The following is a 25728-nucleotide window of genomic DNA, read 5'->3' as shown; positions in this document are numbered from 1 at the left end:
GCTCATAAGTTGGATCGTTGACCACGAACAAAAGGGTTATCCGCGGCCTCCGCTCCGATGGTGGTCATGGGACCGTGGCCGGGGATCACGAGCGTTGCGTCGGCCAAATCATAGAGTTCCCGCTGGATGCTCTGCTCGAGCAACTCCCAGCTGCCGCCCCAAAGATCCGTGCGGCCGACACCGCCGCGAAAGAGGGTGTCGCCCGCCAGCACCACCTGCCCCTTGGCGAAGGCGCCGTGGAAGCAGCAGGAGCCGGGCGTGTGGCCCGGCGTGTGCAGCGTGGTGAGGTCCAGGTGCCGATCCCCGGCATGCAGCGCGGCCATGTCCGGCTGCGGAATGGCCGGCATGCCGAACATCCCGGTCTGTTGCGGCAGCGCCTCGATGAGAAAGGCGTCGTCGCCATGCAGGTGGGCCGGACACTGCCAGAGTTCTTGCAGCTCGCGGGTGGCGCCCACGTGATCAAAGTGGGCATGGGTGTGCAGCAGGGCCGTGACCTTGAAGCCCAGCTTCTCCACGCGCTGGCGGATCTTCGCGCCATCGCCGCCGGGATCCACCACCACCCCTTGGCCCGTGTCCGCATCCCACAGCAGCGAACAGTTGCAGCCCAGGGGGCCCACGGGGAAGGTTTCCAGATTCAGCATGGCTCCAGTGTCGCAAATTCGCTGCGGCGCGGCGAGGACTGGGGCGGCCCATTCCCTTTGCCCCTCCGGGCATCTAAAGTGGGCCCATGACCCCGACTCCCGTCATCCGCGCCTGGGCCCTGCTTCCTGAGGGCGCTCCGCTGCTTCACCGCCTGCTGGTGCTGGCACTCATCCTTCTGGTGGGCGGGTTCCTGCTGGATCGCCTCCGGCGCAGCGGCAAGGGCCTCCAGGCCCGGCTCCAGGGCGAATGGAAGGCCCACCTGCCTGCGCTCCGCCTGGGCAGCCTGGAAGTGTTGCCCGCCGAGCGGCTGGGCGCCCTGCTCCATCGGATCGCGGGACTGTTCCTGGCGCTGGTGTCCCTGATCCTCGCCTACATCCTGCTGTCCCTGGCCTTCGGGCTCTTCACCGCCACCCAGGGAATGGCTGGGCGCCTGCTGCTCAGCCTCAACGAGCCCCTGGGCCGTTTCGCCTGGGCCCTGCTCGATTACCTGCCCCGGGGCCTGGTGCTGGTCCTCATCGTGCTCGGCACCCGCATGCTCCTGGGCCTGCTCAAGCCGCTCTTCGAAACCCTGGGCCGGGGCGAAACCCGGGCGGAGGGTTTTGATGCGGAGTGGGCCAAGCCCACCTATACCCTCGTGCGCCTGGGCGTGCTGGCCTTCGCGCTGGTGCTGGCCGTGCCCTACCTCCCAGGGTCGGGTTCCGAGGCCTTCAAGGCCGTCTCCCTCTTCGTGGGCGTGCTGGTCTCGCTGGGCTCCAGCGGCACCATCGGCAACTTCATCTCGGGCGGCGTGCTCACCTACATGCGCGCCTATCGCACGGGGGACGTGGTGAAACTGGGCGAGCACACCGGCACCGTGGTGGAGCACACCCTGGTCATCACGCGGCTCCTCACCTTCAAGCAGGAGGAGATCGTCCTCAGCAACGCGGCGGTGCTCAGCGGCCCCATTCAGAACTACAGCGCCCGCATCGGCAGCGGGGGCCCGCTGCTGCATACCACGGTGAGCATCGGCTATGGCACGTCCTGGCGGCAGGTGCACGAGTTGCTGTTGGAAGCAGCCCGCCGAGCGGATCTGGTGGAGAAGACACCAGCCCCCTTCGTGCTCCAGACCGCCCTCAACGATTTCTACATCACCTACGAACTCAACGCCGCCACCCGCCACCCCGAGCGGCTGCCCTGGCTCTACTCGGAGCTGCACAAGCACATCCAGGACACCTTCGCGGAAGCGGGCGTGGAAATCCTCAGCCCCCACTACGCGCAGTTGCGGGATGGCCACGATGCCGCCCTGCCTCCGGGCCACGGCGCCCATGCGCCCGTGACGGGCTTCCGCATTCATTCCAAGGAGTCCTAGCCCATGCCCGATTGGCTCGTCGTCGTCCTGCTCATCCTTGGTCCCGTGGGGATTTGGTTGTTGATGCGCGTCCTGAACAAACCCTCCGCGCCGCCTGAGGCCTGAACCGGATCCCCGTGGCTGCCCTTCGCACCAACCTCGATAAATCGCCCACCCTGGCGCGCAAGCTGGCGGACCTGCCCCAGCGGCCCGGCTGCTACCTCTACCGCGATGAGGGCGGCAACCTGCTCTACGTGGGCAAGGCGAAGGTACTGCGCAACCGCGTGAAGTCCTACTTCCAGCAGAAACACTTGGATGCGAAAACCCGGCGCCTGGTGGCCCGCATCTGGGACGTCGAGCTCATCGTCTGCGAGACGGAGTTGGAAGCCCTCATCCTCGAGAACAACCTCATCAAGGAGCATTGGCCGCCCTTCAACATCCTGCTGAAGGACGACAAGAGCTACCCCTACGTGAAACTCACCTGGAAGGAGGCCTTTCCCAAGGTCTACGTCACCCGCAAGGTGCGCAAGGATGGCAGCCTCTACTTCGGCCCCTTCTTCCCGGCCAGCACGGCCTACCGCACGGCGGAGCTGGTGTATCGCTTCTTCCAGATCCGCGACTGCGACATCGAGATCGATGGCAAGCGGGGCCGGGCCTGCCTGAAATACCAGCTGCACCGCTGCACGGCGCCCTGCATCGCCGCCGTGGGCCAGGAGGCCTACCGCGAGCAGGCCAAGGAGGCGCGGCTCTTTCTCGAGGGCAAACGCGACGAGCTGAAGGCGCGGCTGGAGGTCGCCATGTGGAAGGCCGCCGAGGCCGCCGCCTACGAGCAGGCCGCCCAGCACCGCGACGCCCTTCAGCAGGTGGATGCCTGGTTCACGCGCCAGAAGGCGGCCAGCGCCGATCTGGATGACACCGATGTCTACGGCAGCGCTGTGCTGGATGGGCGCGCCTGCGTGCATCGCCTCATGCTGCGCGAGGGCCGCATGGTGGGCCGCCAGGAATACCTGCTGGACGACATCGAAACCTTTGATGGCGCCGTGCTGGCCCAGGTGATCCAGCGGGTCTACAGCGCCGATCCCGTGCCAGCCAAGCTCCTGGTGGAAATCGAACCCGAGGAAGGCGATCTGCTCCGCGAATGGCTCTCGGGCCTCCGCGGCACCAAGGCCCGGATTCATGTCCCGCAGAAGGGCGAGAAGGTGGATCTGCTGGCCATGGCTCAGGAGAACGCGCGGCTGGCCCTGGAGCGCAAGTTCGAGCCCGCCCGCCTGAACGAAGCCGTGCTCGAAGGCCTGCAGGCCTTCCTGGGCCTCAGCCACCTGCCCCGCCGCCTGGAGTGCTTCGACATCAGCCATGGCCAGGGCCGCGAGGTGGTGGCCAGCTGCGTGGTCTTCAGCGACGGCGTGCCTGACAAGGCCCGCTACCGCCGCTTCAAGATGAGCAACGAGCAGAACGACGACTTCGCCAACATGTTTGAAGCCGTGACACGCCGCTACAAGCGCATGCGGGATGAAGGCCAGGAATTCCCCAACCTCGTGATCATCGATGGTGGCCTGGGCCAGCTGCACGCCGCCGAGGCGGCGCTGAAGGAGCTGGGCCTGGAGCACCTGGAGCTGGCCAGCCTCGCCAAGAAGGAGGAGCTGGTGTTCCGCCCCGCCTCCAGCGAACCGTTGAAGATTCCCAAATCATCACCGGTGCTGCAGCTGCTCCAGCGCATCCGCGACGAGGCCCACCGCTTCGCCATCACCTACCACCGGGCCCTGCGGGCGAAGCGTACGCTGCAGACGGAGCTCACCCAGATTCCAGGCATCGGCCCCGCCACTGCCAAGAAGCTGCTCCAGACCTTCGGCAGCGTCACCAGGGTGCGCGAAGCCGTAGAGGCCGACTTGGTTCAGGCCATTGGCCCCTCGGCCTCCCAGAAGGTGCTCGCCTGGCAGACAGGCCAAGCCCCTGAGGGCGAATAGTCAGTTCCCGCCCTCGATCTGCCTCAGTTCCGTCCGGGCCGCATCGCTGCCCTTCTCGGCGGCCTTGCGATACCAGTAGAGGCCCTTTTCCCGGTCCTTGGGCACATTCAGCCCCTGGAGGTACAGGGTGCCAAGCATGCGCATGGCGTGGGTATCTCCGGCCTTGGCCTGGTCGATGTAGACCTGTACCTCAGGAGGGACCTTTTCTGGCGGGGTCACTGCCCATTCTGCGCGGGAAGCCTGCGGCGTCGGCCTCTGGGTGAGCACCGCATAGGACGCCACCGCGAGGGCGGCGAGGCCCACGAGGGCCGCCGGGAGCCTCCAGCCGAGGGGCTTGCGAACCAGAGGGGCCACCGGGCCGGGTTGGGTTTGGCCTTCGGCCTCCGCCGGAACAGCCACCCGCTGGGTTCGGAGAGGAGGCTCGTCTGGCCTGGACAACGCGATTTTCTGAGTTTGATCAGCGGGAGGTTTCGGCACGCCAACCGGCAGCCTCTGGGTGCTGTCCAGGGAAAGATAGTCACCGACTTTCAGGGGTACGGTGGCGCGGGGATCCTCTGGAACCCCAATGGGCAGGCGCACTGTGGCGTCGGGCGAAAGGCCGGGCTGGGTGGGGTCATGGGGTTCGGATTCGGGCATAAACCCTCCTCAACGGACGGGATCCCCCAGCATACCTGGATGCTTCAAGCCTCCAAGCGTTTCGCCCAGTGGCCGAAGCGGGGCACCAGGGCCAGGAAGAGCATGGGGGTCAGCAGGAGAAAGCCCCAGACATGGCGGGCCGCCTGACCACCCACCAAGGTCCAGTAAATCAGGCCCCAAACGGAACTGGCCTCGAAGGCCGCGGCATAGAGCAGGCTTTCGCGCAGAATCAGGGAGGGCCGCTGGGCCTCGGCAACGCTTTTGAATCCCCTCAGCACCCGCCCACGGCGGCTCCACACCCAAGCCCCCGAAAGAAACACCAGCCCCGTGAAGAGGTAGCCCACCTGTTGAGCACCCCCTTCCGGCGCCTGCGATCCCGGCGGCACCACCCGCGTCAGCAGGAGCAGGGCAATGAAAGCGGGGGTTCCCGCGCACAGCGCCAAGCCCAATCCGTAGGCTCTGCGATGGACTGAGCGGAGAGAATCCATCGGGCCGCTCACGCGGCCTCAGAAGCCTTGACCCGGATCTCACCGAAGGTTTCACCCTGCACCAGGGAGATGCGGCCCGTGCGCACCAGCTCAAGCAGGGCGAGGAACGTGAGCACCAGCTCTTCGCGGGTGCGCACCTGGCCCAGCAGGCCCTGGAAGGGCTTCCAGAGGCCATCCTGGAGGTTGCTGAGGACTTCCATGACGCGCTGCTCCAGGGTTTTCGGCTGCGTGCGAACTTGCACCGGCGGCGGCGGCATGAGCCGCTTGAGGGCCTCGCGGTAGGCGCCCAGCAGATCGAAGAGGGTGGCGCGGATGGGCTCGTCCTCCACGCGCTTGTGGTCCTCCAGATCGATGCCTGGCGCGAAGGCCACCTTCTGCCAATCGGATTCGCGGTCCGACAGCGCCATGGCCGCGGCCTTCACCTGCTGGTAGTCCAGCAGCCGCTGCACCAGGGCCTCGCGGGGATCTTCCTCCCCGCATTCCTGTGGGGGCCGGGGCAGCATGAGCCGCGACTTGATCTGCAACAGCTGGGCCGCCATGGCCACGAATTCCGCGGCGATCTCCAGGTTCAGCTCCTCCATGAGCTTCAGGTAGTCCATGTACTGCCGCGTCACATCGGCCATGGGCAGGTTCAGGATGTCCAGTTTCTGCTCATGGATGAGGTGCAGGAGCAGGTCCAAAGGGCCGTCAAAGGCCGACAGGTGCAGCGCCAAGCCAGCGAACTTGGTCTCGAAGCCCTTGGGCGGCTCGAACGTCCTCGCAACCTCCGGCTCGGGGGCTTTCTGAGTCTCCGGCTCGGGCAGGGATTCAGCCGCCGTTTCTGAGGTTTCCTGGGGTGTTTCGGACATGGCTCCATTCTACCTGGGACTTGGGCCCATGCATCGCCGATGAAAAAGCGATCAAGCCACAAGCAAACCTCGATAAAAATTGATAAAGAACAAGATGTGCTCCAACCAATGCTATCCATCCGTGTTCAACCGTGTTTATCCGTGGCCAATCCCCCACAATGGAGGGCTATGGCTCGCCCTCCTGTTCTCCCTGGTCCCCGTCCTGAATGGTTGAAAATCCGCGTGCCGGCACCAGAGGTGGTGGCTGAGGTGGAGGGCCTCATTCGGGAACAGCGCCTGGTGACCGTCTGCGAAGAGGCCCGCTGCCCCAACCTGCACGAATGCTGGGGCATTCACCGCACCGCCACCTTCATGCTCATGGGCGACATCTGCACACGCCACTGCGGGTTCTGCAATGTGGGCAAGGGGCGGCCAGGCGAACTGGATCCAGGCGAACCCCAGCGCGTGGCCGAGGCCGTGGCACGTCTGGGCCTGAAATTCGCCGTGGTCACCTCTGTCAACCGCGATGACCTGCCCGATGGCGGCGCCGCCCATTTCGCCGCCACCATCCAATGGATCCGCACACTGTCGCCGCACTGCGGCATCGAAGTGCTCATTCCCGATTTCCGCGGCAACGAGGCGGCCCTGCTCACGGTGCTGGAAGCCAGGCCGGACGTGCTGAACCACAACGTGGAGACCGTTCCCCACCTCTACAAGCGCGTGCGGCCCGACGCCGACTATGCCCAAAGCCTGACGGTTCTCCGCCGCACCGCGGGGTGGCGGGATCAGCACGCCCCCGCCATGCGTGTCAAAAGCGGCATCATGGTGGGCCTGGGTGAAACCCCCGAACAAGTGCTGGAACTGATGGCCGATTGGCGGGCAAACCGCGTGGACATCGCCACCATCGGCCAGTACCTTCCCCCTTCGGACCTGCACCTGCCACTGCACCGCTTCGTGGAACCCGCTGAGTTTGACCTCTACAAGCAGAAGGGTCAGGAAATGGGATTCCTTCGGGTGGAATCAGCGCCGCTGGTGCGCTCCAGCTACCACGCGGGCGAAGGCCACGGGAGCTGAGCCCCCGTGGCCTTCCAATGAGGCGCCATCGCACCTAAACGGAAGCGTTCGCTCCCAGGAACTGCTGCTCGAAGGCAGCCCAGTCCAGCGTGGCCGTTCCTTCGGGGTTCTTGTTCGCTCGCAGGCGTGTGATCTCTTCCTGGTACCACTCGATGACCGGCTTGCCGATCTTCAGGCTGGTCAGCTCGTTCGCCAGGTCAGTGGGCGTCAGCAGGCAGACCCAGCCGCGATCATAGGGGCTATGGGTCAGCATGCCGGGATCAGACTTCAGGCCCGCGTTGTCGTGCTCCACACGGCCTGAAACCGGCGCCGCCACATGGACGGTCCCCGCCGCGCTCTTGAGGGTGAAGAGCGTCTCACCCTGCTTCACCACCTTGCCGCGCTCTGGCAGGATGACTTCCTTCACCCCGCCCAAAGCCTTGCGGATGAAGTCATCGATGCCGACGCGCACCTGGCCTTCAGGTTCAATGGTGACCCAGGCATGGCCTGGAGAAAGGAAGGCGCCGCCGGGCACACAGAACTCGGAAGCAGGCACCACTTCGGCCATCTCAGGGGTCACCACACGGACATTGGGCAGGCTGGCGGCCTCGATGCGGGCCTGGCGTTTGATGAGCAGCTTCCGGGCGAACTCACCCAGTTCATCGGCGGTAAAGGGCTTCTGCACGTACTCACAGGCGCCGTGTTGCAGCGTCTGGACGGCGGTTTCGATGCTGCCGTAGCCGGTGATGACGACCACATCCACATCGGGCCGCAGGTGCTTGACAGCCTTCACCACTTCCACGCCATCCATGTCCGGCATCTTGAGGTCGGTGAAGACGAAGTCATAGTCGTTGCGCTGCACCAGGCCCAAGGCTTCTGGCCCATGCTCGACCGTATCCACACTGAAGCCTTCCAGCACCAGGATGCGGCGGAAGGAATCCAGCACCACGCCCTCGTCATCCACGGCGAGGATGCGGGCCTTGGGATTGGGAACTTCGACGCGCTTGAGGCTCTTGGCTTCGTGGGTGAAATCCAGACGGATGGAGGTATTCAGAACGGCTTCGCGGGCCTGCCGCGCCTTCTTTTCCTGCACCCGCCGAAGGTTTGTGCGCACCAGATAGTCGATGCCCACGAAGGCCGCGAACATGAAGAGGATCAATACGGCGGTCATGGCGACCTCCTAGGTGATGGTGGGAAGTATAGGCTTGCGGCCTTCGGGGTCAGGGTGGGTCGGCAACCGGAGGGTGAAGCAGGTGCCCTGGCCCAGTTCACTCTGGACCTCCAGGGCGCCGCCGTGGGCCTCCATGATGCCCCAGCTCACCGCCAGCCCCAGGCCAGTGCCATGGTTGCCCTTGGTGGTGAAGAACGGTTCAAAGATGCGGGGAAGGTCTTCGGCCGGAATGCCGTGGCCGCTGTCCTGCAGCAGGAGCTCGATGGTATCGCCTGGACCTAGCCGGGTGGTGGCGCGGATGTGACCACCCGCCTCACCAATGGCATCGGCCGCATTCAACAGCAGGTTCACAACCACCTGCTCGATCTGGTTCGCATCCGCCTGAACTGTGGGCAGATCTGGCGCCAGCCCCAGGGAAAGGTCCACCTGGTGGAGAGAGAGTTGCGTCATCACCACGGACACGGAACGGCGGATCACATCGTTGAGGTCCATGGGCTTGCGGGCAGGGGCGGCGGGCCGGGCGAAATCCAGCAGGCCGCGGATGATGCCCCGGCAGCGCACCGTCTCCCGCACGATCACGTCCAGATCCTCACACGCGGAGGCATCGTGCTCCATGCGCTTGCGCAGCAGCGAAGCATAGCTGAGGACACCCGTCAGCGGGTTGTTGATCTCGTGGGCGATGCCTGCGGCCAGGCGGCCCACGGAGGCCAGCTTGTCGGCCTGGGCCAGCTGACGGTGGGTATCGGCGAGGTTGCTGGTCATGTCGTTGAAGGCCCGGGCCAGCTGACTGAGTTCATGCCGCCCGTTCACCGGAATGGTCGCCGAAAGATCACCCTCGCTGACACGCCGGGTGCCTTCCACCAATGCCGCCACCGGACGCACCACCAGCCGGCGGTTGAGCCACCAGAGCATGAGGCTGCCCGCCAGGATGGCCAGGATCGCCGAGGAGAGGATGACCATCCGGCTCCGTGAGATTTCCCGGTCCACTTCGGCGAGGGAAACGTTGACATCGAGCACACCCAGCAGGCTCTGCTTGGAACTGTGCGCGTGGCAGTCGGCCGTGGAGCAGGACGGTTCATTGGGGATGGGGGCGATGAGCCCCAGCATGCGCGAGCCATCGGGGGCGCGGAAGACGCGAGCCCTGGCGTTGATCTCCAGCCGATCCAGGGGGCGGCCTTCCTGGTGGCAGGCGTAGCAAGCCTCGCCCCGGGTATCCAGGCTGGTGCCGATCTCCTCACTGGCGGAAGAGAACATGATCCGGCCTTCCTTGTTGAACACCCTCACCTTGCGGATGCCCTGCCCTTGCAGGCCGCCCACAGAGCGGATCTGGCGGTGCAGGTTGTCCCGCCGGTTTTCCAGCATGTCGAAATGGGTGGAACTCTTGATGGTCTCGCTCAGCTGGTCCGCGCTGCGGGTGCGCTCCGCCAGCAGCTGCGCTGTATGGGAGCGGATGACCGTGAAGGCCATGCCGCCGATGACGACGGCCGTCGTCAGGCCAGCGCCAAGGATGAGACGGGTGCCGATGCGGGTGCGCATGCTTCAGACTCCCCGTCCAGAAGTGAGGACCTGCGGCCGATGGGCAGCGCGAGTGGCGTAGTTGAGTGTCGCGGTAGGAGGTTCCATGGTCATGGATTCCCGCTCTGTCAATCCAGCCCGCGAGGAAGTCCCGGGTGGAATCATGTGAAGGATCCGCCCTCGCCGAAACATAGTCAACCCTTTGGTAGTAATTGATCGAAGCTTTGACAATCCGCCAATCCTTCATCCATCAAAGCAAACCTTTGCTGCACTAGGCATTCACTTCCAGGGAAGCGCCGTTCATCACCCCGGAAGATCCTCAGAGTGGCTCCAGGTCTGGGCTGGCAAAGGTTCAGGCGCGAAAATGGGCAGGAACCGTGCGATCAGGGTGAAGGCCGTAAAGCCAATGGCGGCAATGCCCAGAGTGATGAGCACTTCGATCAGCGAGGGGAAGTAGGTCCGCGCGGGCCAGTCTTCGAGTCCGGTGATGGCCGTATTCATGCGGTTGAGCGCGAACCCGGCCAGCACCATCAGGGAAGCGCTGTAGAGTCCGCGGCGGGAAGTCCTGATCCGGCTGAACAGCAGCAGGACACAGGGGATCGCGAACCCGATGAGCAGCTCAGCCCAGAAGGCGATGCTGTGGTAGCTGAGGTGTTTGGCATGGTGGAACACGCCGCGGGAGGCCATGTCCTGGATACGGATGACGAGGTACATGGCCAGGGCGATGGCGGTGATCTTGGCCAGCTTGGCCCGCAGCGCCGTGGGGAGGAGGCGCCGTCCATTGCGGGAGAAGATCAGGGATTCGATGAGCACCATGGAGATGCCCGAGGCGATGCAGGACACGAAGAAGAGCACCGGCAACAGCGGGGTGTACCAAAGCGGATGCAACCGGTTGGGCACGATCAGATAGAGCGAACCGAAAGAGGACTGGTGCAGCGTGGACAGGAGAACGCCCATCACCATGAGGGGCAGCGACACGCTGTGAATCCACTTGATGGGGGCGTGCATGTTGAATTTCTCGAGCACGATGGGCGCGAACTCCATGGACAGCACGGTGGTGTAGAGGATCACGCACCAGGTGATCTCGAACATCACCGAGTGGGGGTTCCACATGACCAGCGGATGCCAGAAGTGCTCAGGGCGCCCCAGGTCGATGACCAGCACCAGAACCACCAGCAGGTAGCCGATGAAGGCTGTGAGAATCGCAGGCCGCACGATGGGCTCGTACTCCGTGGCGTGGAAGAGGTGCACCGCGGCCACGATGGTGAAACCTGCCGCCGCCAGGCCGATGCCCAGGAAGTCGAAGCCGATCCAGAGGCCCCAGGGGAAAGTGTCACTGAGGTTCGTGGTGGCCCCAAGGCCCAACGTGAACCGCGCGATGGCCGCGGCGATGCCGGTGGTAATTAGGGTGGTGGCGATGACGCTCCACACGGTGATGCGGGGGAATTTGAAGGAGGCCATGGCTATTCCTGCGTCTTGGAAGTGGCGTCATGTTGCAGGGAGGCTTCGTAGTGCTGAACCTCGGCGCGACGGTTGGTGATCCACCAGATGCCCGCGAGCATGACCGCGCCCATGGTGACGACGTTGGGAATTTTGGACATGGCGCTCAGCGTCAGAAGCGGCATGGGCGTGTCGCCAAGCCGCGTGTCGAAGCCCAATTCCTCGAAGGGCACGGGGCTGATGAAGAGGATGGACGTGCCGCCCACATCCTTCTGTCCGTAGATCTTGGCGACGTACTTGCCTGGCTCGGCGTTGATGCGGTTGTGGGCTTCGAGAATCAGTTCATCCCGTTCACCGAACTTCGTGGCGCCCGTGGGGCAGGCCTCGGCGCAGGCGGGCTGAAGACCCTTGGTGATGCGCGGCGCGCAGAAGATGCACTTCTGGACGCGGGGCTTGGTGCTGCTCCACTCGTAGCGCGGCACCTTGAAGGGGCAGGCCTGCATGCAGTAGCGGCAGCCGATGCACTTGTTGGCATCGTAGAGCACGGGCCCTTCGGCGGTTTTGGTGAAGGCCGCCACGGGGCACACGGACACGCAGGTGGGCACGTCGCAGTGCTGGCACATGTGGCGTACGAACTTGCCATTGTGCTCGCTCAAGGCCGTGTAGGCCGTCGGAGACAGACGCTTCTCTTCGCCCGGCGCCAGCTTGTTCTCGGCCTTGCAGCCGTCCTGGCAGGCGTTACAGCCCACGCACATGGAGATGTCAATCAGCATGGCTTTCTTTTGAATCATCGAACACTCCGATCAAAGAGGGAGAAGCCAGGTGCAGGCGTGCTTGGAGTGGCGCGGTCGGCTCGACCACCCCGGCAAGGACATGGGGCCTGAGATGCCTTCATGAAATCTGCGCAACCCTCCGCATCGCCTGGGCGAGTATCTCTGTGCAGTAGGTCCATGGGCATGAAACCCCGTCCTGTCTATCCATTCCGGAAGGAGCTCCCGGAGGATCCGAGGGAAGGATCCGCCCGTTCGAGATCATAGTCAACCCATAGGTGGTAATTAAAAACGACTTTATTGTCATTAGTAACACAAATGCCCCGGAGCTCCGGGGCATCTCGCGACACCTAGGGGGTCTTAGAGCAGGCTGCGGCTGGTTTTGGCAACCATTGTCCAAAGTTGCTCTTGAGACCGGTTCCTAAAAACGCCTACATCCCCCCTTCGTCTGCGCTGGGACCATAGAGGGCCGGCAAGGGCACATCGTTCACACGCAGGTACACCTCCAACTGGCCTCGATGGTGGATGAGGTGGTTCATCACGAAGGTCCGCAGGACTTCACCGCGGGTTTGCGTGAAGAAGACTTGCTCTCCGGCGCGCAGGGACCACGGCAGGGAGAACGTCGATTCATCGGAGGCTTCCAGGGACGCCCGCGCGCCGATCTGCTGCCCATCGAAAAGGGCCAGCAGGTCAGTCGCGCTCGTCACAGCCTTGGGCATCGCGGGGCTGTCGGGCGAGGCCAGATCCATGTCGGGAAAGCGCAGCGATGGCGTCACCCAGGAGGGGATCCAGGCCAGGTGCGTGGCAAGTTCGGCCAGCGTCCAGGATTTCGGGTGGGGCCGCCAACCCAGGCGATCCTCGGGAACCCGCGCCAGAACTTTTCTGGTGCGCGACATCTCCAGGTCGAATTCCTTCAGCCACTCCGCGACGTGGGCCATGGGTGCCTCTTGGGGGTTTCCGGCATCCTAGCGGAGTTCCCTTCCGTGGAACAGGAAGAGCGAGGGCCCGAAGTCAAAAGGCCCCGCGGTTGCGGGGCCTTTCCAGAACCGCGAAGCTGCGGCTGATTAATACATGTCTTCCATGCCGCCCATGCCGGGGCCTGCAGGAGCGGGAGCCTTGGGCTCGGGGAGCTCGGTGATGATGGCTTCGGTGGTCAGCATCATGGAGGCCACGGAGGCGCCAGCACCGAAGGTGCACTCGACATCATTCGCAGGGCGGACTTGGTCACCTTGGCGGGATCAACCACGCCGAACTTGACCATGTCGCGACCATGTGGGTCGCGAAGCAGGCTCCGGGGGAGCCTGCGCAGCGGGGCCCCACAGGGAGCGAATCACGCCCGTCGGAGCACCCCACCAAGCTCTTCCCCCGGCCCCATCAAAAAGGCCCCGCGGTTGCGGGGCCTTTTCCAGAACCGCGAAGCTGCGGCTGATTAATACATGTCTTCCATGCCGCCCATGCCGGGGCCCGCAGGAGCGGGAGCCTTGGGCTCGGGGATCTCGGTGATGATGGCTTCGGTGGTCAGCATCATGGAGGCCACGGAGGCGGCGTTGCGCAGGGCGGACTTGGTCACCTTGGCGGGGTCGACGACGCCGAACTTGACCATGTCGCCGTACTCGTTGGTGGCGGCGTTGTAGCCGTAGTTGTCCTTGCCCTCACGGACGGCGTTGACGACCACGGAGCCTTCGACACCGGCATTGTTCGCGATCTGGCGGAGGGGCTCCTCCAGGGACTTGCGGACGATCTCGATGCCCGTGGCCTGGTCGCCGGTGGCCTTCAGGGCGGCCAGCTTGGTCAGGCTGCGGAGCAGCGCGACGCCGCCGCCCGCCACGATGCCGTCCTCGACGGCGGCCTTGGTGGCATGCATGGCGTCTTCCACGCGGGCCTTCTTCTCCTTCATCTCGGTCTCGGAAGCCGCGCCCACCTTGATGACGGCGACGCCGCCCACGAGCTTGGCCAGACGTTCCTGCAGCTTCTCCTTGTCGTAGTCGCTGGTGGAGACCTCGACCTGGGCGCGGATCTGCTTCACGCGGCCCTGGATGGCCTCGCTGGCGCCGGCGCCCTCGACGATGGTGGTGTTCTCCTTGTCGATGACGATCTTCTTGGCGGTGCCGAGGTCAGCCAGCGTGAGGTTCTCGAGCTTGAGGCCCAGATCCTCGCTGATGGCCTTGCCACCCGTCAGGATGGCGATGTCTTCCAGCATGGCCTTGCGGCGGTCGCCGAAGCCGGGAGCCTTCACGGCGGCCACGTTCAGGGTACCGCGGATCTTGTTCACCACGAGGGTGGCCAGCGCTTCGCCGTCCACGTCCTCGGCGATGATCAGCAGGGGGCGGCGGCTGTTGACGACCTGCTCCAGCAGGGGCAGGAGGTCGCGCATGTTGGAGACCTTCTTCTCGTAGGCGAGAATGTAGGGGTTCTCCAGCTCGACCTTCATCTGGTCGGGGTTGGTCACGAAGTAGGGGCTGAGGTAGCCGCGGTCGAACTGCATGCCCTCGACCACGTTCAGCTCGGTCTCACGGCCCTTGGCTTCCTCGACGGTGATGACGCCGTCCTTGCCGACCTTGGCCATGGCTTCGGCGATGATCTTGCCGATCTCGGCGTCGCCGTTGGCGGAGATGGTGCCGACCTGGGCGATGGCGTTGCCCTCGACGGGCTTCTTGATCTCGTCGATGGCGGCCACGACGGTGTCGACGGCGAGGTCGATGCCCTTCTTGATCTCCATGGTGTTGGCGCCGCTCACGACGGCCTTGATGCCCTCACGGTAGATGGCGCGGGCCAGCACGGTGGCGGTGGTGGTGCCGTCGCCGGCGATGTCGGAGGTCTTGGAGGCGACCTCACGCACCAGCTGGGCGCCCATGTTCTCGTGCTTGTCCTTCAGCTCCACTTCCTTGGCGACGGTGACGCCGTCCTTGGTCATGAGGGGGGAACCGAACTTCTTCTCGATGAGGACGTTGCGGCCCTTGGGCCCGAGGGTGACCTGCACCGCGTCGGCGAGCTTGTTCACGCCGCGCAGAATGGCCTGGCGGGCGTCTTCGGCATAGATGATGGACTTGGCCATGTGTGTCTCCTTGGTCTCTTGGGTGTCTTAGCCGACGATCGCGAGGATTTCGTCTTCGCGCACGATGACGTGATCGATGCCGTCGATCTTCACTTCGGTGCCGCTGTACTTGCCGATCAGGACCTTCTGGCCAGCCTTGACGGACATGGGATTGCGGGTGCCGTTCTCGTTGATCTTGCCCTCGCCGACGGCCACCACTTCAGCCTCCATGGGCTTCTCCTTGGCGGTGTCGGGGATGATGATGCCGCCCTTGACGGTTTCGGCGGCGTCGACGCGCTTCAGCACGACGCGATCAGACAGGGGCTGGATGGCCATGGGACCTCCTTGAAAAGGGATTGAGGTAAAAAAACGGAAGGGAGGCTGTTAGCACTCACCAACAGCGAGTGCCAAAGTTTCCCATCGCTGCGGACCTACGTCAAGTCGATTTGGCCTGCGAACGGCAAAAATTTTAGTTCTGTTACGAAGATTTTCTTCGTTTGCAATGAATACCTGAAAGCAGGAACGCTTTGCCAATTGAGGTGTAGCCTCAATTCATGGAACCACTGACCACCCTGCGCGACCTGCAAGCCACCTTGGACTACCTGGCGACCATCCAGCGCGAGTTGTCAAACCTGCCCCCGGACCTGGCCATTCTGGATTCCAGGGTCAAGTCCACCGAGAAGCAGATCGCCGAGAAGACCAAGGCCCTGGAGACAGCCAAGGCCCAGATTCAGGTCAAGGCCAAGGAACTGATCCAGGCCCAGAAGGATGAAGACCGGGCCCGGGCCGCGGTCAAGTCCACCAGCCAGAAGGTGCAGTACACCGCCGCCATTCGCGAACTGGACGAGAAGGAGCGGCTGAAGGCCGCCGTCTCCAAGCCCCTGAAAACCCTGGAAACCACCATTCAAACCCTGGAATCGACCCTGTCCGCCCTGGAGGCCCAGCGCATCGCAGCCCAGGCCCAGTTTGACGAGCTCCACTCCGTATTCCTCGATGAGCATGCCAACCAGGTGGAGGGCCGCAAGCAGCTCCTGGCCAAGCAGGCGACCCTGGAGGCAAAGCTGACCCCGGCCGAAGTGGCCCGGTTCCACCGCCTGGCCAATGCCCGCCAGGGCAAGGCCGTGGTCGTGGTGGAGAACGGCGCCTGCTCGGGCTGCAACGTGAAGCTCCGCGGCCCCATTTTCTTCCAGCTCAAGGAAGGCAAAACCCTCATCACCTGCGAATCCTGCGGGCGAACCCTCTTCCTGCCGTGAGCCTCCGGGATCGCATCGAGGGCCTACGGGCCCGCATCCGCAAGGCCTGCGAAGCCTCGGGACGCGATCCTGCCAGCATCGAACTGCTGCCCGTGTCTAAAAAGCAGCCGCTGGCACTCATCCGCGAGGCGGCGGGTTCTGGCTTCGCTCGCTTCGGTGAGAACTACGTGCAGGAAGGCGCCGACAAGGCCACAGCCGCCCTCGACCTGCAGTTCGTCCTGCTGGGCCCGTTGCAGCGGAACAAGGCCAAGCCCGCTCTTCAGCACTTCGCGGAAATCCAGAGCCTGGACCGGCCCGATCTGGCCGAGCGCTTGCGCCGCCTGGCCGAAGAACTCGACGTGGTGCGCCCCGTCTGGATCCAGGTGGACCTCTGGGACGAGTCCACCAAGCAGGGTGGCTGCTCCGAAGCCGACCTGCCCGCCCTGCTCGCAGCGCTGGGCGGCGACGCGCGCCTGCCCCTGCGGGGCCTCATGGCCATCCCACCGCCTCAGGATGCAGGGGCATTCACCCAGCTGGCCGACCTCCGCGATCACCTGCAGCAGGACCTGGGCCAGCCCCTGCGCCTGAGCATGGGTATGAGCGGTGACCTGGAGACGGCCATCGCCGCGGGCTCCGATCAGATCCGAATCGGCACGGCCTTCTTCGGCGAGCGGGTCTACACTCCTCGGTGAAACAGCCTGTCCGAGGGTAGGGCCTCGCGATCAGCGCCGCTTCGTGGTTCGATGGCTCCTCACCCCGGAGTTGCCATGACCACCCTGAAGACCGCCACGGCCGCGCTGCCTGTCTCTGCGGATGCGCTGTACGCCTTCCTCTCCGACCTGTCCAAGCACCGCATCTTTCTTGAGCCCGCCGCCATGAACTTCCAGGGCGATGCCGACAAGCACAGCTACGTCGTCGAGGTCATGGGCATGAAGATGCCCCAGGAACTCGTCGTCAGGACCCGCACGCCCGGCCAGCTGGTGAGCCTCGTGCCCGGCGCCAAGAAGATGTTCGACCACGAACTGCGCTTCGAGATCGCCGCCGCCGGGGATGGCAGCACCCTGCGCCTGGTGGACGAAGCCGACATCCCGATGATGATGCAGATGATGGGTGCCGAAAAACTCCTCCAGGGCCAGCTGGACAGCGCCCTGGCGCGGATTCAGGAGCTGGCGGGCGAAGGCAAGCTGGCCTAGGGTGTGTTTTCAAAGTCGGAGCCAGGTAAGGACACAGGCAATGGCGACCATGGCGCTGTAGTTGCGCATGGTTTTGTCGTAACGGGTAGCGAGGCTTCGGTATTGTTTGAGCTTCGCGAACAGGTTCTCGACGGCGTGGCGGGCCTTGTAGAAATGCTTATCGAAGGCGGCTGGATCCTTCCTGCATGGATGAGGTGGAACAACTGCCTCTGCTCCAATAGGCGCGATCTGATCCCGGCAGGACTTTCCGTCGTAGGCACGATCACCGAGAACAGCCCCGGCCTCCCGGCCCATTAATAGGCTTCCGAGTTGCTTGCTCTCGTGCGACTGGCCTGGTGTCAGCACGAAATCGACGGGGTTGCCGTGGGCATCCCCGATCAGGTGGACTTTGGTCGAGAAACCGCCGCGCGAGCGGCCAAGCCCTTGGATGTAGGTCCCCCTTTTGCACCAGCCGCATGCTGATGGGCGCAGATAACGGTTCCGTCGACCATGACCCATTCGCAATCCGCTTCACCTCGAAGGGCTTCGAGGACCCGCTGCCAGACTCCGCTCCGATTCCACCGATTGAAGCGCGTGAAGACCGTGTTCCAAGGTCCGAAGGATTCAGGCAAATCTCTCCAGGGCGCTCCCGTTCTGTGCTTCCAGAGGATCGCTTCAACGATGGGGCGATTGTCCAGGCGAGGGCGCCCCATTCCACCCTGCTCGCTCGGCAGCAGAGGCTCTAGCCTGGCCCACATTCGTTCAGTCAGAAAAGTTCTCGCCACGCTCTACCTCAACGTCATACCCATGAGGTACCGCAGTTAGGCAATTTGTACAACCCCTTACGTCCATTTGCCTTTCTTGACTTTGAAAACAGGCCCTAGCGCTGAGGGAAAGGAATTTTGAAAGCGGAGGAGAACGGAGGGGCGGAGGAAAGCTGAAAAGGATGGATTGTCCCTTCTCCTCCCATCATGTTCATCCGCGCGCTCCCTTCGTTTCCTCCTCAAGTCATTTCCGCCATGCTGGTGGCATGCGCACTCTCCCCATCTTCTTGGCTTTCGCGCTGGTGCCCCTCCAGGCCCAGGTGCCGGAGGTCCGCACCACAGCCAAGGATCGCGTCGGACTGAGCGTCACCATCTACCAGAACGGCCTCGCCGCCATCCGCGACACCCGACGTATCAACTTGCCCGCAGGCCCCAGCCGCCTGGCCTTCTCCGACCTGGTGCCTACCCTGCGCCCAAAAAGCGCCACGCTGCTGGACCCAGGCCTTGGCATCCAGGTGCGGGAACGCAACTACGAGTTCAACCTGCTCAGCCCGGCCTCGTTGGTGGAGGCCAGCCTGGGTGCGACCGTGGGGGTCAAGAACGAAAGGGGCGTGGTGGGTCAAACGGGGAGACTCGTTTCCAAACCACTCCTGAAGAGACGAATCGGGCTGATCGCCACTCCAACCATTCGAAATGTCGATGAAGATGATGGATCCAGGCCAATCACGCCGCCTCCACCTCCCCCGCCACCAATAGGATATGAGCCCCAGTTACTAGGAGAAGATGACGACGACACGGAACCTCTCTGGCGGCAGGATCTTGTCATTCTGCAACGGAGGGACCCAAAAGTCCTCCTGGCCACCAAGGACGGCTTTCTTCCCGCTAAACCCTCAGCCATTGAATTCCAGGCGATTCCTCTAGGGCTTCTAGCCTCACCGACCATTTTCCAATTTCTGGAGGCTGAAGGAGCACGTCCGAACGATCTCACACTCCTCTACACCGCCGAGCAATTCGAATGGTCTTGCCACTACGAGGCCACGTTAAGCACCTCTGCCAGAGAACTGGACCTCCGCGCCTTCGCTAGGATCAAAAATTCGAGCGGTGCACCTCTGGTCGGAACCAGCCTTCAATTGATTGCAGGTGAACCCCATCTGGTTGAAGACCCACCCCCTGAGGAAGAGGAGTTATTGGATGGCGTCCCAGGTGGAGTCATCGGCGGCGTGGTGGGGGGAGTCGTGGACGGCCCCCCGATTTTCCGGGAGGAAAAGCTCTCGGAATACCCACTCTTCACCCTGGATCGACCAATCACGATTGAAGACAAACAGGAAAAACAAATAGCCCTGCTGCATGCCGAGAACATCCCCGTTCGCACAACATTTCTGGTTGGCAGTGCCCCACAGGACTATTCGACAAATCGCTTTCAGGAGGATGGGCCACTTTTCCAACTCCGGCCACCGTCCAATCCCGGTGCGATCAGAGGCTGGGTTTCTCGCAGACAACCGACCGTCTATCGCTTGGGGACGATTCAAAATATCAAATTGCACCAGCTGGGTCGGGCGCTTCCAAAGGGATCGGTAACAGTTCGCTACCAGGATGCCTCTGGCGTTCAAATTGCCCTTCCTGGCAGTGGAGGCCACTCTTCCGAGTTCCCTCAGACGGCTCCCGGGGAGGACATCGAACTTATGTTTGGTCCCGCTCGTGGCCTTCATGTGGATCGGTACGGAACCTCATGCAAATCCGCCATCACAAAACCGCACCGTAACAGCCAGGGCAGGCTACGCCCTCAACGCCGTTGGATCTACAGCGTTCAGATCCACCTCAAGAATGACTTGGATGAGGTCGCTAACATCACAGTCCGAGAACCCCTCAAGACTGATTGGGAATTGAAATCAGCCAGCCACACGGGGCATAGGGCAGGCCCAAACGCGTGGGACTTCCAGGTGAGGGTCCAGCCCCATCAGGTGACCCAATTGACCTACACGGTTCGGACTTCGCCTGAAGAGATCTCGTCCCAGACTGCTACACCCGATGTCGAAGATCCGGAATCAGAGGCACTCGAAGCGAATGAGTCCTCTACAGCTTCAAACATTCCTTGAAAGGATTTCCCCCCTCACGGCATCACCAGGTATCGGGTAGGTATCCTGCCCACCACCCCATCGGAGGTTCCATGCGCCCCACCCTGCTTCTCGCCGCCCTGCCCTCGCTCCTGGTTGCCCAGGAATCCTCCACCACCCTGAAGGATCAGAAGGCCCTGGCGGTGACGATCTACAACGACAACCTGGCCCTGGTGAAGGACACGCGGGAGGTGCGGCTGCCCAAGGGCGAGGCGCGGCTGGCTTTCCAAGAAGTGTCGGCCAATATCCGGCCCGAGACGGCCCTGCTGCGCAGCCTCACGGCGCCCAAGGACTTCTGGGTCGCGGAGCAGAACTTCGACTTCGACCTGCTCACACCCCAGAAGCTGCTGGAGAAGTACGTGGGCGAGAAGGTGACCGTGGTGCGCAGCGTTCCCAACGCCGACGGCGCAGGCAGCAAGGAGGTGCGCGAGGAGGCCACGGTGCTGGCCACCAACAACGGCACCGTGCTGCAGTTCGCCGACCGCATCGAAACGAGCATCCCCGGCCGCCTGGTCTTCCCCAAGGTGCCGGGCAACCTGCGGGCCCGGCCCACCCTGGTCATCAGCCTCAACAGCGGCGTGGAGAAGCCCCAGCAGCTGGAGCTGAGCTACCTCACCGGGGGCCTCTCCTGGCGGGCCGACTATGTGGCCAACCTGTCCTCGGACGAGAAGACCCTCGATCTCAGCGGCTGGGTGACCCTCACCAACCAGAGCGGCGCCGCCTATCCCAACGCCACCCTGCAGCTCGTCGCGGGCGATGTGAACCGGGCCAGGGACCAGCGAACCGAAAGCGTGGCCTACCTGGCCGCAGGCGCCGTGGCCAAGGCCGCGCCCGCCCCGAAGATGGCCGAAGAGAGTCTCTTCGAATACCACCTCTACACCCTGGACCGCCCCACCACCCTGGCCGTGAACCAGACCAAGCAGGTGGCCCTGCTGAGCGCGGGCTCCGTGCCCGTGCGCAAGGAATACCTGCTGCAGGGACAGAACTACTACTACTCCGGCAGCTACGGCGACCTGGGCGAGAAGCAGAAGGTGGGCGTCTTCGTCGAGTTCGACAATAAGGAATCCAGCCGCCTGGGCATGCCCCTGCCCAAGGGCATCATCCGCGTCTACAAGCGCGACAGCGAGGGCCGCGCCCAGTTCGTGGGCGAAGACAACGTGGATCACACGCCCAAGAACGAGCTGGTGCGCCTCAAGCTGGGGGATGCCTTCGATGTCACCGCCAAGCGCAAGCAGACCGACTACAAGAGCCTGGGCCGCCAGGGCAAGTACGGCTACGTGCACGAGTCCGCCTTCGAGGTGGAGCTGAAGAACGCCAAGAAGGAACCCGTCACCGTGAACCTCCTCGAGCCCCTGCCCGGCGACTGGGAGATGCTGCAGAGCAGTCAGCCCCATACCAAGGAGGCCGCCGGGACAGCCCGCTTCAAGGTCACCATCCCCGCCGAAGGCAGCGCCACCCTGACCTACCGCGTCCGGGTGAAGTGGTAAGAACACGCCGAGGTCTTCAGCCTGAAGGCGGAGCACCTGCGCCATACTGAACCCCCATGCCCCTGCCCGCCCGCTTCCTCGCCCGCCTGCGACGCCTGCCGTTGCGGTTGCGGGGGCGCCTGGGCGGGGGCACGGAAGGGTTGCATCCCTCCAAATTCAAAGGCGCGGGCCTCACCTTCGTGGAGAACCGCCCCTACGTGCCCGGCGATGATCCGCGCTTCATCAACTGGCCTCTGACGGCGCGCACGGGCGAGCCCATCATGAAGCGCTTCGAGAGCAGCCGTGATCTGGTTCTCTGGCTGGTTGTGGATCCCTCGCCCTCCATGTTCCTGGGCGATCCGGTTTCGCCCCTGCGCTGGGCTCTGGAGCTCTGCGGGGCCGCCGCGGCCACGTTACAGGCCACCGGGGATCGCCTGGGTCTCATCGTCCCCGGTGATGGCCGCACACCCGCTCTGCGCATCGCCCCCAAGCGCGGTCGCATCCATGGCCTGCGCATCCTGGAGACCCTGGCTGAACGCGGCCCTTCCATTCCCACCGAGGCTTCCTGGCGGGAGGCGCTGGGCCATTGGGGCGAGCACGGCAAGGGGCACCGCCTTTGGCTGCTGAGCAACGGCGCAGGATTGCAGGGCCTCGCACCTCTGTTGAAACCCCTGGCCACGCGGCACCGGCTCGTGTGGTTCCGCCCCCTGGAAGTTCAGAAGCGGCGCGGCATGACGTGGCCCGACCCGGGCTTCACCTCCGCCATCGAAAGGCTGGACTGGAGCCTCATGGAGGATCCCGTGGTGAAGCTCAACGGCTGGCTGCGGGCCGGTGGCGCATGAGCATGGCCCGGGGATGGCAGCACAGGCCTGCGTCGCCATGGCGCAGCGCTGCGGTTCTAGCTGCGACCGGGCTCATATTGAATGCAGCCCCCGTGTGGAAGGCGCCGACCCAGTTGAAGCTCGGTGAGCTGCACGTGCTTGAACTCCGCGAAGACGATCCCGCCAAGGCCGCGCCGCCCAGGCCCTCGGTGGAAGATCGCCTGGGGCCCCTGCGCCTGCGGGCCCTAGAGCCCCTGCCCGATGGGCGCGGTTGGCGCTTCCAGGTGCAGGCCCTGGAGCCTGGCCTTGCCGTGGTGCCCGCCTTGGATCTGGGCAACGGCCAGCGCAGCCCGGAACTGCGGATCCAGGTGCCGCGCACCATTCCCTACGGCGGTCCCTGGGTGGGTTTCGGGGGCGGCAACGAGGATCTGCTGCCCGCCATCCCCTTCCCCTGGGCCTGGGCCAGCCTGCTGCTGTTGCCCGCGCTGGCCCTGGTGGGCTGGATCCTCCACCGCTGGCGGAAGGGTTCTCGCCAGCGCCACCTGGCCAAAGCCATCCACGCCTTCCAGCATCAATGGCCGCCAGCCCACCGGGACCGGCTCTCCCTGGATGCGGCCCACAATCATGGGCGCAACCTGCTGGCCGCCCGGTTTGGCGATGCTGCCCGGGCCTGGGGGCCCGCGGAACTGGAGGCCCACAACCTGAGCCCCTGGGATCAATGGGTGAAAAGCCTGGATGCCGCCCGCTTCGGTCAGACCGAGCCCCCCTTCCCGGCCACGACGCACCTGGTGGCTGCGCTTGATGCGCGAGGCGATGTGGAGGGCCCGCGATGATCGCGCTGCGCCATCCCCTGCTCCTGCTGGCGGCAGTGCCCCTGGTGCTCTGGGCCTGGCGCGTGAGCTACCGCTGGGGCATTCCCTCCTCCCGGCCTTCCAGCCGCCTGGGCCGACTCAGCTCCCGCTGGCTGCCCATCCTGGTGGCGATGATCCTCGGTCTGGCCGCCACCGGCCCAGAATGGCGCACAGCCGTGCGCGGCGCGGCCCCCGTGGTGGACTTCGCCGTGGTGCTGGATGGCAGCAGCAGCATGCGCATTCTCGATCGGCCTGACGAAGATCGTTGGCACGCCGCCCGGCGCACCTTGGCACAGTTCGTCCTGCGTCGGCCAGAGGATCGCTTCGCCCTCATCCTCTTCAGCGCCCACCCCGTGACCCTCAGCCCCCTCACCGCCGATCACCAGCGCCTCCTGGGCATGCTGGCCCGGCTCGACATCGACAGCCGAGACGATGGCACGGCCATCGGCTCGGCCCTCATGACCGCCGTGCGCCGCCTTGAGGAAAGCCCCGCCCGCAGCCGCGTCATTCTGCTCCTCACCGATGGCGTGGAGAATCGGGGCCGGGTGACCGCCATGGAAGCCGCCGAAGAGGCCCGCCGCCAGGGCATCCGCATCCATGCCGTGGCCATCGGCACCAACGGTGAAAGCCTGGTGCCCCTGGATGGCGGCGGCTTCGCCCGCCTGCATGTGGAGGTGGATCACGCCAGCCTCCAACAGGTGGCCCACCTCACCGGGGGCGAGTCCTTCGGCGCAGAAGATCCCACCGGCCTGGAGCGCAGCCTCACGTCTGTAGATCGCCTCGAGAAAACCTTGCTTCCCGTGGATCCTCCCAGCGAAGGCCGTCCCCTGGCCCGCTGGTTCCTGCTGGCCGCGGCCCTGTTGACGCTGCCTTTGATGGTGGATCTGGCCTTCAAACGCGGAAAGCGGCGACCAGATTGGGTGGTGGCCTCATGAAGCTGCCCTTCTCCCATCCCTGGGCCCTGATCCCCACGGCTGCGGCCATCCTGATCATTCTGGCGTTGGCGCTCCGCGCCCACCTGCGGCCCGGTCAGGGCGTGCAGGTGGTGGGTCAGCGTCCTCTATGGCAGGGGCTGGGCTTGGCGCTCATGGCCGCGGGACTGGGCCTGGGCCTGGCCGAGCCCCGTTGGGGCTTTCCCGAGTTTCCACGCCTCACCGTGCACGTGGCGCTGGATGCCAGCCGCTCCATGGCCGTGCCCGATGCCCAGGGCCGCAGCCGCTGGGAAGCCGCGGTGACCGCCCTGGATCGCATCTGGTCGAGGCCCCAACCCGGCATCCGCTGGGGCCTCGATTTCCTCACCGGCGACGACATTCCGGTGCAGCCTCCCGGCGAGGACCGCACGCTGCTGCGCGAGGCCCTCAGGGCCGCCCTGCCCGGCGAGGTGGGCTCCCCCGGCACCAGCCTGGGCCGCGGCCTGCCTCAGCTGGCCGCCCAGGTGGACCGCGATCTGCCCGCCGTGATCCTCCTGCTCAGCGACGGCGAGGAAACCTGGGAGGCCCCCGAGGAAGCCCTGGCCCGGGCTGTCGCGCCCCTCAAGAAGGCCCGCATCCCTGTCTGCGTGATGGCCTTCGGGGATGGCCAGGCCCATGCGGTGCCCCTTCGGGAAGGCGCCACGGCTTCAACGGCCGAACCGGCCCGGAGCACCGCCCACCCTGAGTTCCTGACGCAGCTGGCCGAAGCCACTGGTGGCCAGGTTTTCCAGGATGGCGAGGCGGCTGCGGCGGGTCTTCAGGCTTTGGCGGCGGGAAAACTGCCCCTGCCCGCGCGTCGCTCGCTCCAACCCGCCCACCCCGAGGTTGGTGCCTGGCTGGCCCTGGCCGGGCTGGCCCTCTGGCTGCTCTTCTCAGGCAAACCCCTCACCCGCTGGCGTCCATTGTTGGTGTTGCTGGTCGCTCTGACGATGGCTCCTCTCTCCGCCCAAGGCTCTGAGCCCTGGGCTCCGCCCAGCGTCAAGGCCTGGCTGGCTCAGCGGGCCCTGGAGGAGGGCAACTTGGCCGCGGCCCGGCGCTGGCGCCCGCGCGACGCCAAGCCTGCGCACGCGCTGCTGGCCGCGCAGATCGATCTGCGCACGGGCTTCCCGGAGGATGCGCTGAAGGCGCTCTCCGCCCTGGCCGGCCAGGGCACGCCTCGGCCCATTCCAGCCTGGCGCGCACCCGCCCTGCTGCTGGCGGCCCGGGCCCACCTGGAGGCCAAGCGCCCGGAAGAGGCCCGCGCCCTGCTGGAGCGCCTGCTGCTGGAACAGCCAGGGCAGCCCGAGGCCACCCATGATCTTCAAACGTTGGTAAAGGACACCACGCCACCGCCCCCCCCCAACCCCAAGAAGCCCCCTCCGCCACCCCCGCCGCGCCCCAGCATGGGCGCGCAGCAGGATGAGCTGGAAGGCCTCAAGCAGCGCCTGCCCAAGCCGCCTCGATCACCCGCCGGGGTGAAGGATCTGTGAT

24 protein-coding genes and 1 pseudogene are annotated in these 25728 nt (G+C 64.8%); 12 read left to right on the top strand and 13 right to left on the bottom strand.

The genetic code is table 11. The features are described 5' to 3' along the window. Positions 1-2: 2 nt before the first annotated feature. Positions 3-641 carry an MBL fold metallo-hydrolase gene (locus Q9293_RS06060; protein WP_306251057.1) on the bottom strand — a complete coding sequence of 213 codons (639 nt, stop codon included), beginning with the start codon at positions 639-641 and terminating at the stop codon, positions 3-5. An 86-nt stretch (positions 642-727) separates the two neighbouring features. Here Q9293_RS06060 and Q9293_RS06055 point away from each other — a divergent pair, with 86 nt between their 5' ends. Both Q9293_RS06055 and uvrC read left to right on the top strand, forming a co-directional pair. Continuing rightward, positions 728-1990, top strand: coding sequence for a mechanosensitive ion channel family protein (locus Q9293_RS06055; protein WP_306251055.1), 1263 nt, complete (start codon positions 728-730; stop codon positions 1988-1990). 116 nt (positions 1991-2106) lie between these two features. Further along, a complete protein-coding gene (gene uvrC / locus Q9293_RS06050) occupies positions 2107-3933 on the top strand; it encodes an excinuclease ABC subunit UvrC (RefSeq protein ID WP_306251053.1) in 1827 nt (608 codons plus the stop codon). Here uvrC and Q9293_RS06045 read toward each other — a convergent pair whose 3' ends face one another. From Q9293_RS06045 to Q9293_RS06035, 3 genes are read right to left on the bottom strand one after another with little or no spacing between them, the layout of a single operon-like run. Further along, positions 3934-4569 carry a tetratricopeptide repeat protein gene (locus tag Q9293_RS06045; protein ID WP_306251051.1) on the bottom strand — a complete coding sequence of 212 codons (636 nt, stop codon included), beginning with the start codon at positions 4567-4569 and terminating at the stop codon, positions 3934-3936. A 44-nt stretch (positions 4570-4613) separates the two neighbouring features. Then, complete coding sequence (locus tag Q9293_RS06040) at positions 4614-5012, bottom strand: hypothetical protein (protein WP_306251049.1); 399 nt, start codon at positions 5010-5012, stop codon at positions 4614-4616. A 53-nt stretch (positions 5013-5065) separates the two neighbouring features. Continuing rightward, a complete protein-coding gene (locus Q9293_RS06035) occupies positions 5066-5905 on the bottom strand; it encodes a ScpA family protein (protein WP_306251047.1) in 840 nt (279 codons plus the stop codon). Between the two features lie 222 nt (positions 5906-6127). Here Q9293_RS06035 and lipA point away from each other — a divergent pair, with 222 nt between their 5' ends. Further along, positions 6128-6958 carry a lipoyl synthase gene (lipA, locus tag Q9293_RS06030; RefSeq protein WP_306251044.1) on the top strand — a complete coding sequence of 277 codons (831 nt, stop codon included), beginning with the start codon at positions 6128-6130 and terminating at the stop codon, positions 6956-6958. 34 nt (positions 6959-6992) lie between these two features. Here the strand turns inward: lipA and Q9293_RS06025 are convergent, their stop codons facing one another. The 8 genes and pseudogenes from Q9293_RS06025 to Q9293_RS05995 all read right to left on the bottom strand — a co-directional run bounded on the left by Q9293_RS06025 (position 6993) and on the right by Q9293_RS05995 (position 15203). Next, a complete protein-coding gene (locus Q9293_RS06025) occupies positions 6993-8108 on the bottom strand; it encodes a response regulator (RefSeq protein WP_306251042.1) in 1116 nt (371 codons plus the stop codon). Between the two features lie 9 nt (positions 8109-8117). Next, positions 8118-9644 carry a sensor histidine kinase gene (locus tag Q9293_RS06020; RefSeq protein WP_306251040.1) on the bottom strand — a complete coding sequence of 509 codons (1527 nt, stop codon included), beginning with the start codon at positions 9642-9644 and terminating at the stop codon, positions 8118-8120. A gap of 282 nt (positions 9645-9926) precedes the next feature. Continuing rightward, positions 9927-11084 carry an NrfD/PsrC family molybdoenzyme membrane anchor subunit gene (gene nrfD / locus Q9293_RS06015; protein WP_306251038.1) on the bottom strand — a complete coding sequence of 386 codons (1158 nt, stop codon included), beginning with the start codon at positions 11082-11084 and terminating at the stop codon, positions 9927-9929. Between the two features lie 2 nt (positions 11085-11086). Continuing rightward, positions 11087-11854, bottom strand: coding sequence for a 4Fe-4S dicluster domain-containing protein (locus Q9293_RS06010; protein WP_306251035.1), 768 nt, complete (start codon positions 11852-11854; stop codon positions 11087-11089). A 410-nt stretch (positions 11855-12264) separates the two neighbouring features. Then, positions 12265-12771, bottom strand: coding sequence for a DinB family protein (locus tag Q9293_RS06005; RefSeq protein ID WP_306251033.1), 507 nt, complete (start codon positions 12769-12771; stop codon positions 12265-12267). A gap of 126 nt (positions 12772-12897) precedes the next feature. Continuing rightward, positions 12898-13097 (bottom strand): annotated as a pseudogene (locus Q9293_RS18655) (hypothetical protein); the annotation flags it as partial. Between the two features lie 165 nt (positions 13098-13262). Next, positions 13263-14888 (bottom strand): chaperonin GroEL, encoded by a 1626-nt coding sequence (gene groL / locus Q9293_RS06000; RefSeq protein ID WP_306251031.1) that lies wholly within the window; start codon positions 14886-14888, stop codon positions 13263-13265. 27 nt (positions 14889-14915) lie between these two features. Beyond that, on the bottom strand, positions 14916-15203 hold the full coding sequence (locus Q9293_RS05995; protein ID WP_291200360.1) for a co-chaperone GroES: 288 nt from the start codon (positions 15201-15203) through the stop codon (positions 14916-14918). A 218-nt stretch (positions 15204-15421) separates the two neighbouring features. On the opposite strand from Q9293_RS05995, the gene Q9293_RS05990 reads away from it, so the two are divergent. The 3 genes from Q9293_RS05990 (at position 15422) to Q9293_RS05980 (ending at position 17292) form a co-directional block, all read left to right on the top strand. Further along, the gene (locus tag Q9293_RS05990) at positions 15422-16120 is read left to right on the top strand and encodes a zinc ribbon domain-containing protein (RefSeq protein ID WP_306251029.1); all 699 of its coding nucleotides are present in this window, start codon (positions 15422-15424) and stop codon (positions 16118-16120) included. Then, positions 16117-16791: a YggS family pyridoxal phosphate-dependent enzyme gene (locus tag Q9293_RS05985; protein ID WP_306251027.1), complete on the top strand. Its 675-nt coding sequence runs from the start codon at positions 16117-16119 to the stop codon at positions 16789-16791. Before Q9293_RS05990 ends, Q9293_RS05985 begins: the two co-directional genes overlap by 4 nt. A 75-nt stretch (positions 16792-16866) precedes the next feature. After that, positions 16867-17292, top strand: a complete 426-nt coding sequence (locus Q9293_RS05980) for a hypothetical protein (protein ID WP_306251025.1) — start codon at positions 16867-16869, stop codon at positions 17290-17292. A 9-nt stretch (positions 17293-17301) separates the two neighbouring features. Here the strand turns inward: Q9293_RS05980 and Q9293_RS18650 are convergent. After that, a protein-coding gene (locus tag Q9293_RS18650; RefSeq protein ID WP_372342177.1) for an IS5 family transposase occupies positions 17302-18056 on the bottom strand; the annotation gives its coding sequence in 2 pieces (ribosomal slippage) (positions 17302-17720 and positions 17720-18056; 756 coding nt in all). 245 nt (positions 18057-18301) lie between these two features. Here Q9293_RS18650 and Q9293_RS05970 point away from each other — a divergent pair. The 6 genes from Q9293_RS05970 to Q9293_RS05945 all read left to right on the top strand — a co-directional run bounded on the left by Q9293_RS05970 (position 18302) and on the right by Q9293_RS05945 (position 25727). Continuing rightward, positions 18302-20131, top strand: coding sequence for a DUF4139 domain-containing protein (locus Q9293_RS05970; protein ID WP_306251022.1), 1830 nt, complete (start codon positions 18302-18304; stop codon positions 20129-20131). 71 nt (positions 20132-20202) lie between these two features. Further along, a complete protein-coding gene (locus Q9293_RS05965; protein WP_306251020.1) occupies positions 20203-21636 on the top strand; it encodes a DUF4139 domain-containing protein in 1434 nt (477 codons plus the stop codon). Between the two features lie 56 nt (positions 21637-21692). Beyond that, positions 21693-22457 carry a DUF58 domain-containing protein gene (locus tag Q9293_RS05960; RefSeq protein WP_306251018.1) on the top strand — a complete coding sequence of 255 codons (765 nt, stop codon included), beginning with the start codon at positions 21693-21695 and terminating at the stop codon, positions 22455-22457. Positions 22458-22549: 92 nt separating this feature from the next. Then, the gene (locus tag Q9293_RS05955) at positions 22550-23269 is read left to right on the top strand and encodes a hypothetical protein (protein WP_306251016.1); all 720 of its coding nucleotides are present in this window, start codon (positions 22550-22552) and stop codon (positions 23267-23269) included. After that, positions 23266-24222: a VWA domain-containing protein gene (locus Q9293_RS05950; protein ID WP_306251014.1), complete on the top strand. Its 957-nt coding sequence runs from the start codon at positions 23266-23268 to the stop codon at positions 24220-24222. The genes Q9293_RS05955 and Q9293_RS05950 overlap by 4 nt, the downstream gene beginning before the upstream one ends. After that, positions 24219-25727 (top strand): tetratricopeptide repeat protein, encoded by a 1509-nt coding sequence (locus tag Q9293_RS05945; protein WP_306251012.1) that lies wholly within the window; start codon positions 24219-24221, stop codon positions 25725-25727. The genes Q9293_RS05950 and Q9293_RS05945 overlap by 4 nt, the downstream gene beginning before the upstream one ends. The last annotated feature ends 1 nt before the right edge of the window (position 25728 follow it).

Source organism: Geothrix sp. PMB-07, from assembly GCF_030758935.1.
In the GTDB taxonomy this organism is placed as follows: Bacteria; Acidobacteriota; Holophagae; order Holophagales; family Holophagaceae; genus Geothrix.
Note: the sequence above shows the minus strand (reverse complement) of the source record. Positions and strands in the feature narration are given on the sequence as shown.

Coding starts and splice junctions, on each gene's coding strand:
- Q9293_RS06060 (WP_306251057.1), bottom strand. CDS start 641: ATGCTGAATCTGGAAACCTTCCCCGTGGGCCCCCTGGGCTGCAACTGT.
- Q9293_RS06035 (WP_306251047.1), bottom strand. CDS start 5,905: ATGTCCGAAACACCCCAGGAAACCTCAGAAACGGCGGCTGAATCCCTG.
- Q9293_RS05945 (WP_306251012.1), top strand. CDS start 24,219: ATGAAGCTGCCCTTCTCCCATCCCTGGGCCCTGATCCCCACGGCTGCG.
- Q9293_RS06025 (WP_306251042.1), bottom strand. CDS start 8,108: ATGACCGCCGTATTGATCCTCTTCATGTTCGCGGCCTTCGTGGGCATC.
- Q9293_RS05995 (WP_291200360.1), bottom strand. CDS start 15,203: ATGGCCATCCAGCCCCTGTCTGATCGCGTCGTGCTGAAGCGCGTCGAC.
- groL (WP_306251031.1), bottom strand. CDS start 14,888: ATGGCCAAGTCCATCATCTATGCCGAAGACGCCCGCCAGGCCATTCTG.
- nrfD (WP_306251038.1), bottom strand. CDS start 11,084: ATGGCCTCCTTCAAATTCCCCCGCATCACCGTGTGGAGCGTCATCGCC.
- Q9293_RS05970 (WP_306251022.1), top strand. CDS start 18,302: ATGCGCACTCTCCCCATCTTCTTGGCTTTCGCGCTGGTGCCCCTCCAG.
- Q9293_RS06020 (WP_306251040.1), bottom strand. CDS start 9,644: ATGCGCACCCGCATCGGCACCCGTCTCATCCTTGGCGCTGGCCTGACG.
- Q9293_RS06010 (WP_306251035.1), bottom strand. CDS start 11,854: ATGATTCAAAAGAAAGCCATGCTGATTGACATCTCCATGTGCGTGGGC.
- Q9293_RS05960 (WP_306251018.1), top strand. CDS start 21,693: ATGCCCCTGCCCGCCCGCTTCCTCGCCCGCCTGCGACGCCTGCCGTTG.
- Q9293_RS06005 (WP_306251033.1), bottom strand. CDS start 12,771: ATGGCCCACGTCGCGGAGTGGCTGAAGGAATTCGACCTGGAGATGTCG.
- Q9293_RS05990 (WP_306251029.1), top strand. CDS start 15,422: ATGGAACCACTGACCACCCTGCGCGACCTGCAAGCCACCTTGGACTAC.
- Q9293_RS05980 (WP_306251025.1), top strand. CDS start 16,867: ATGACCACCCTGAAGACCGCCACGGCCGCGCTGCCTGTCTCTGCGGAT.
- Q9293_RS06045 (WP_306251051.1), bottom strand. CDS start 4,569: ATGCCCGAATCCGAACCCCATGACCCCACCCAGCCCGGCCTTTCGCCC.
- Q9293_RS05965 (WP_306251020.1), top strand. CDS start 20,203: ATGCGCCCCACCCTGCTTCTCGCCGCCCTGCCCTCGCTCCTGGTTGCC.
- Q9293_RS05950 (WP_306251014.1), top strand. CDS start 23,266: ATGATCGCGCTGCGCCATCCCCTGCTCCTGCTGGCGGCAGTGCCCCTG.
- Q9293_RS06055 (WP_306251055.1), top strand. CDS start 728: ATGACCCCGACTCCCGTCATCCGCGCCTGGGCCCTGCTTCCTGAGGGC.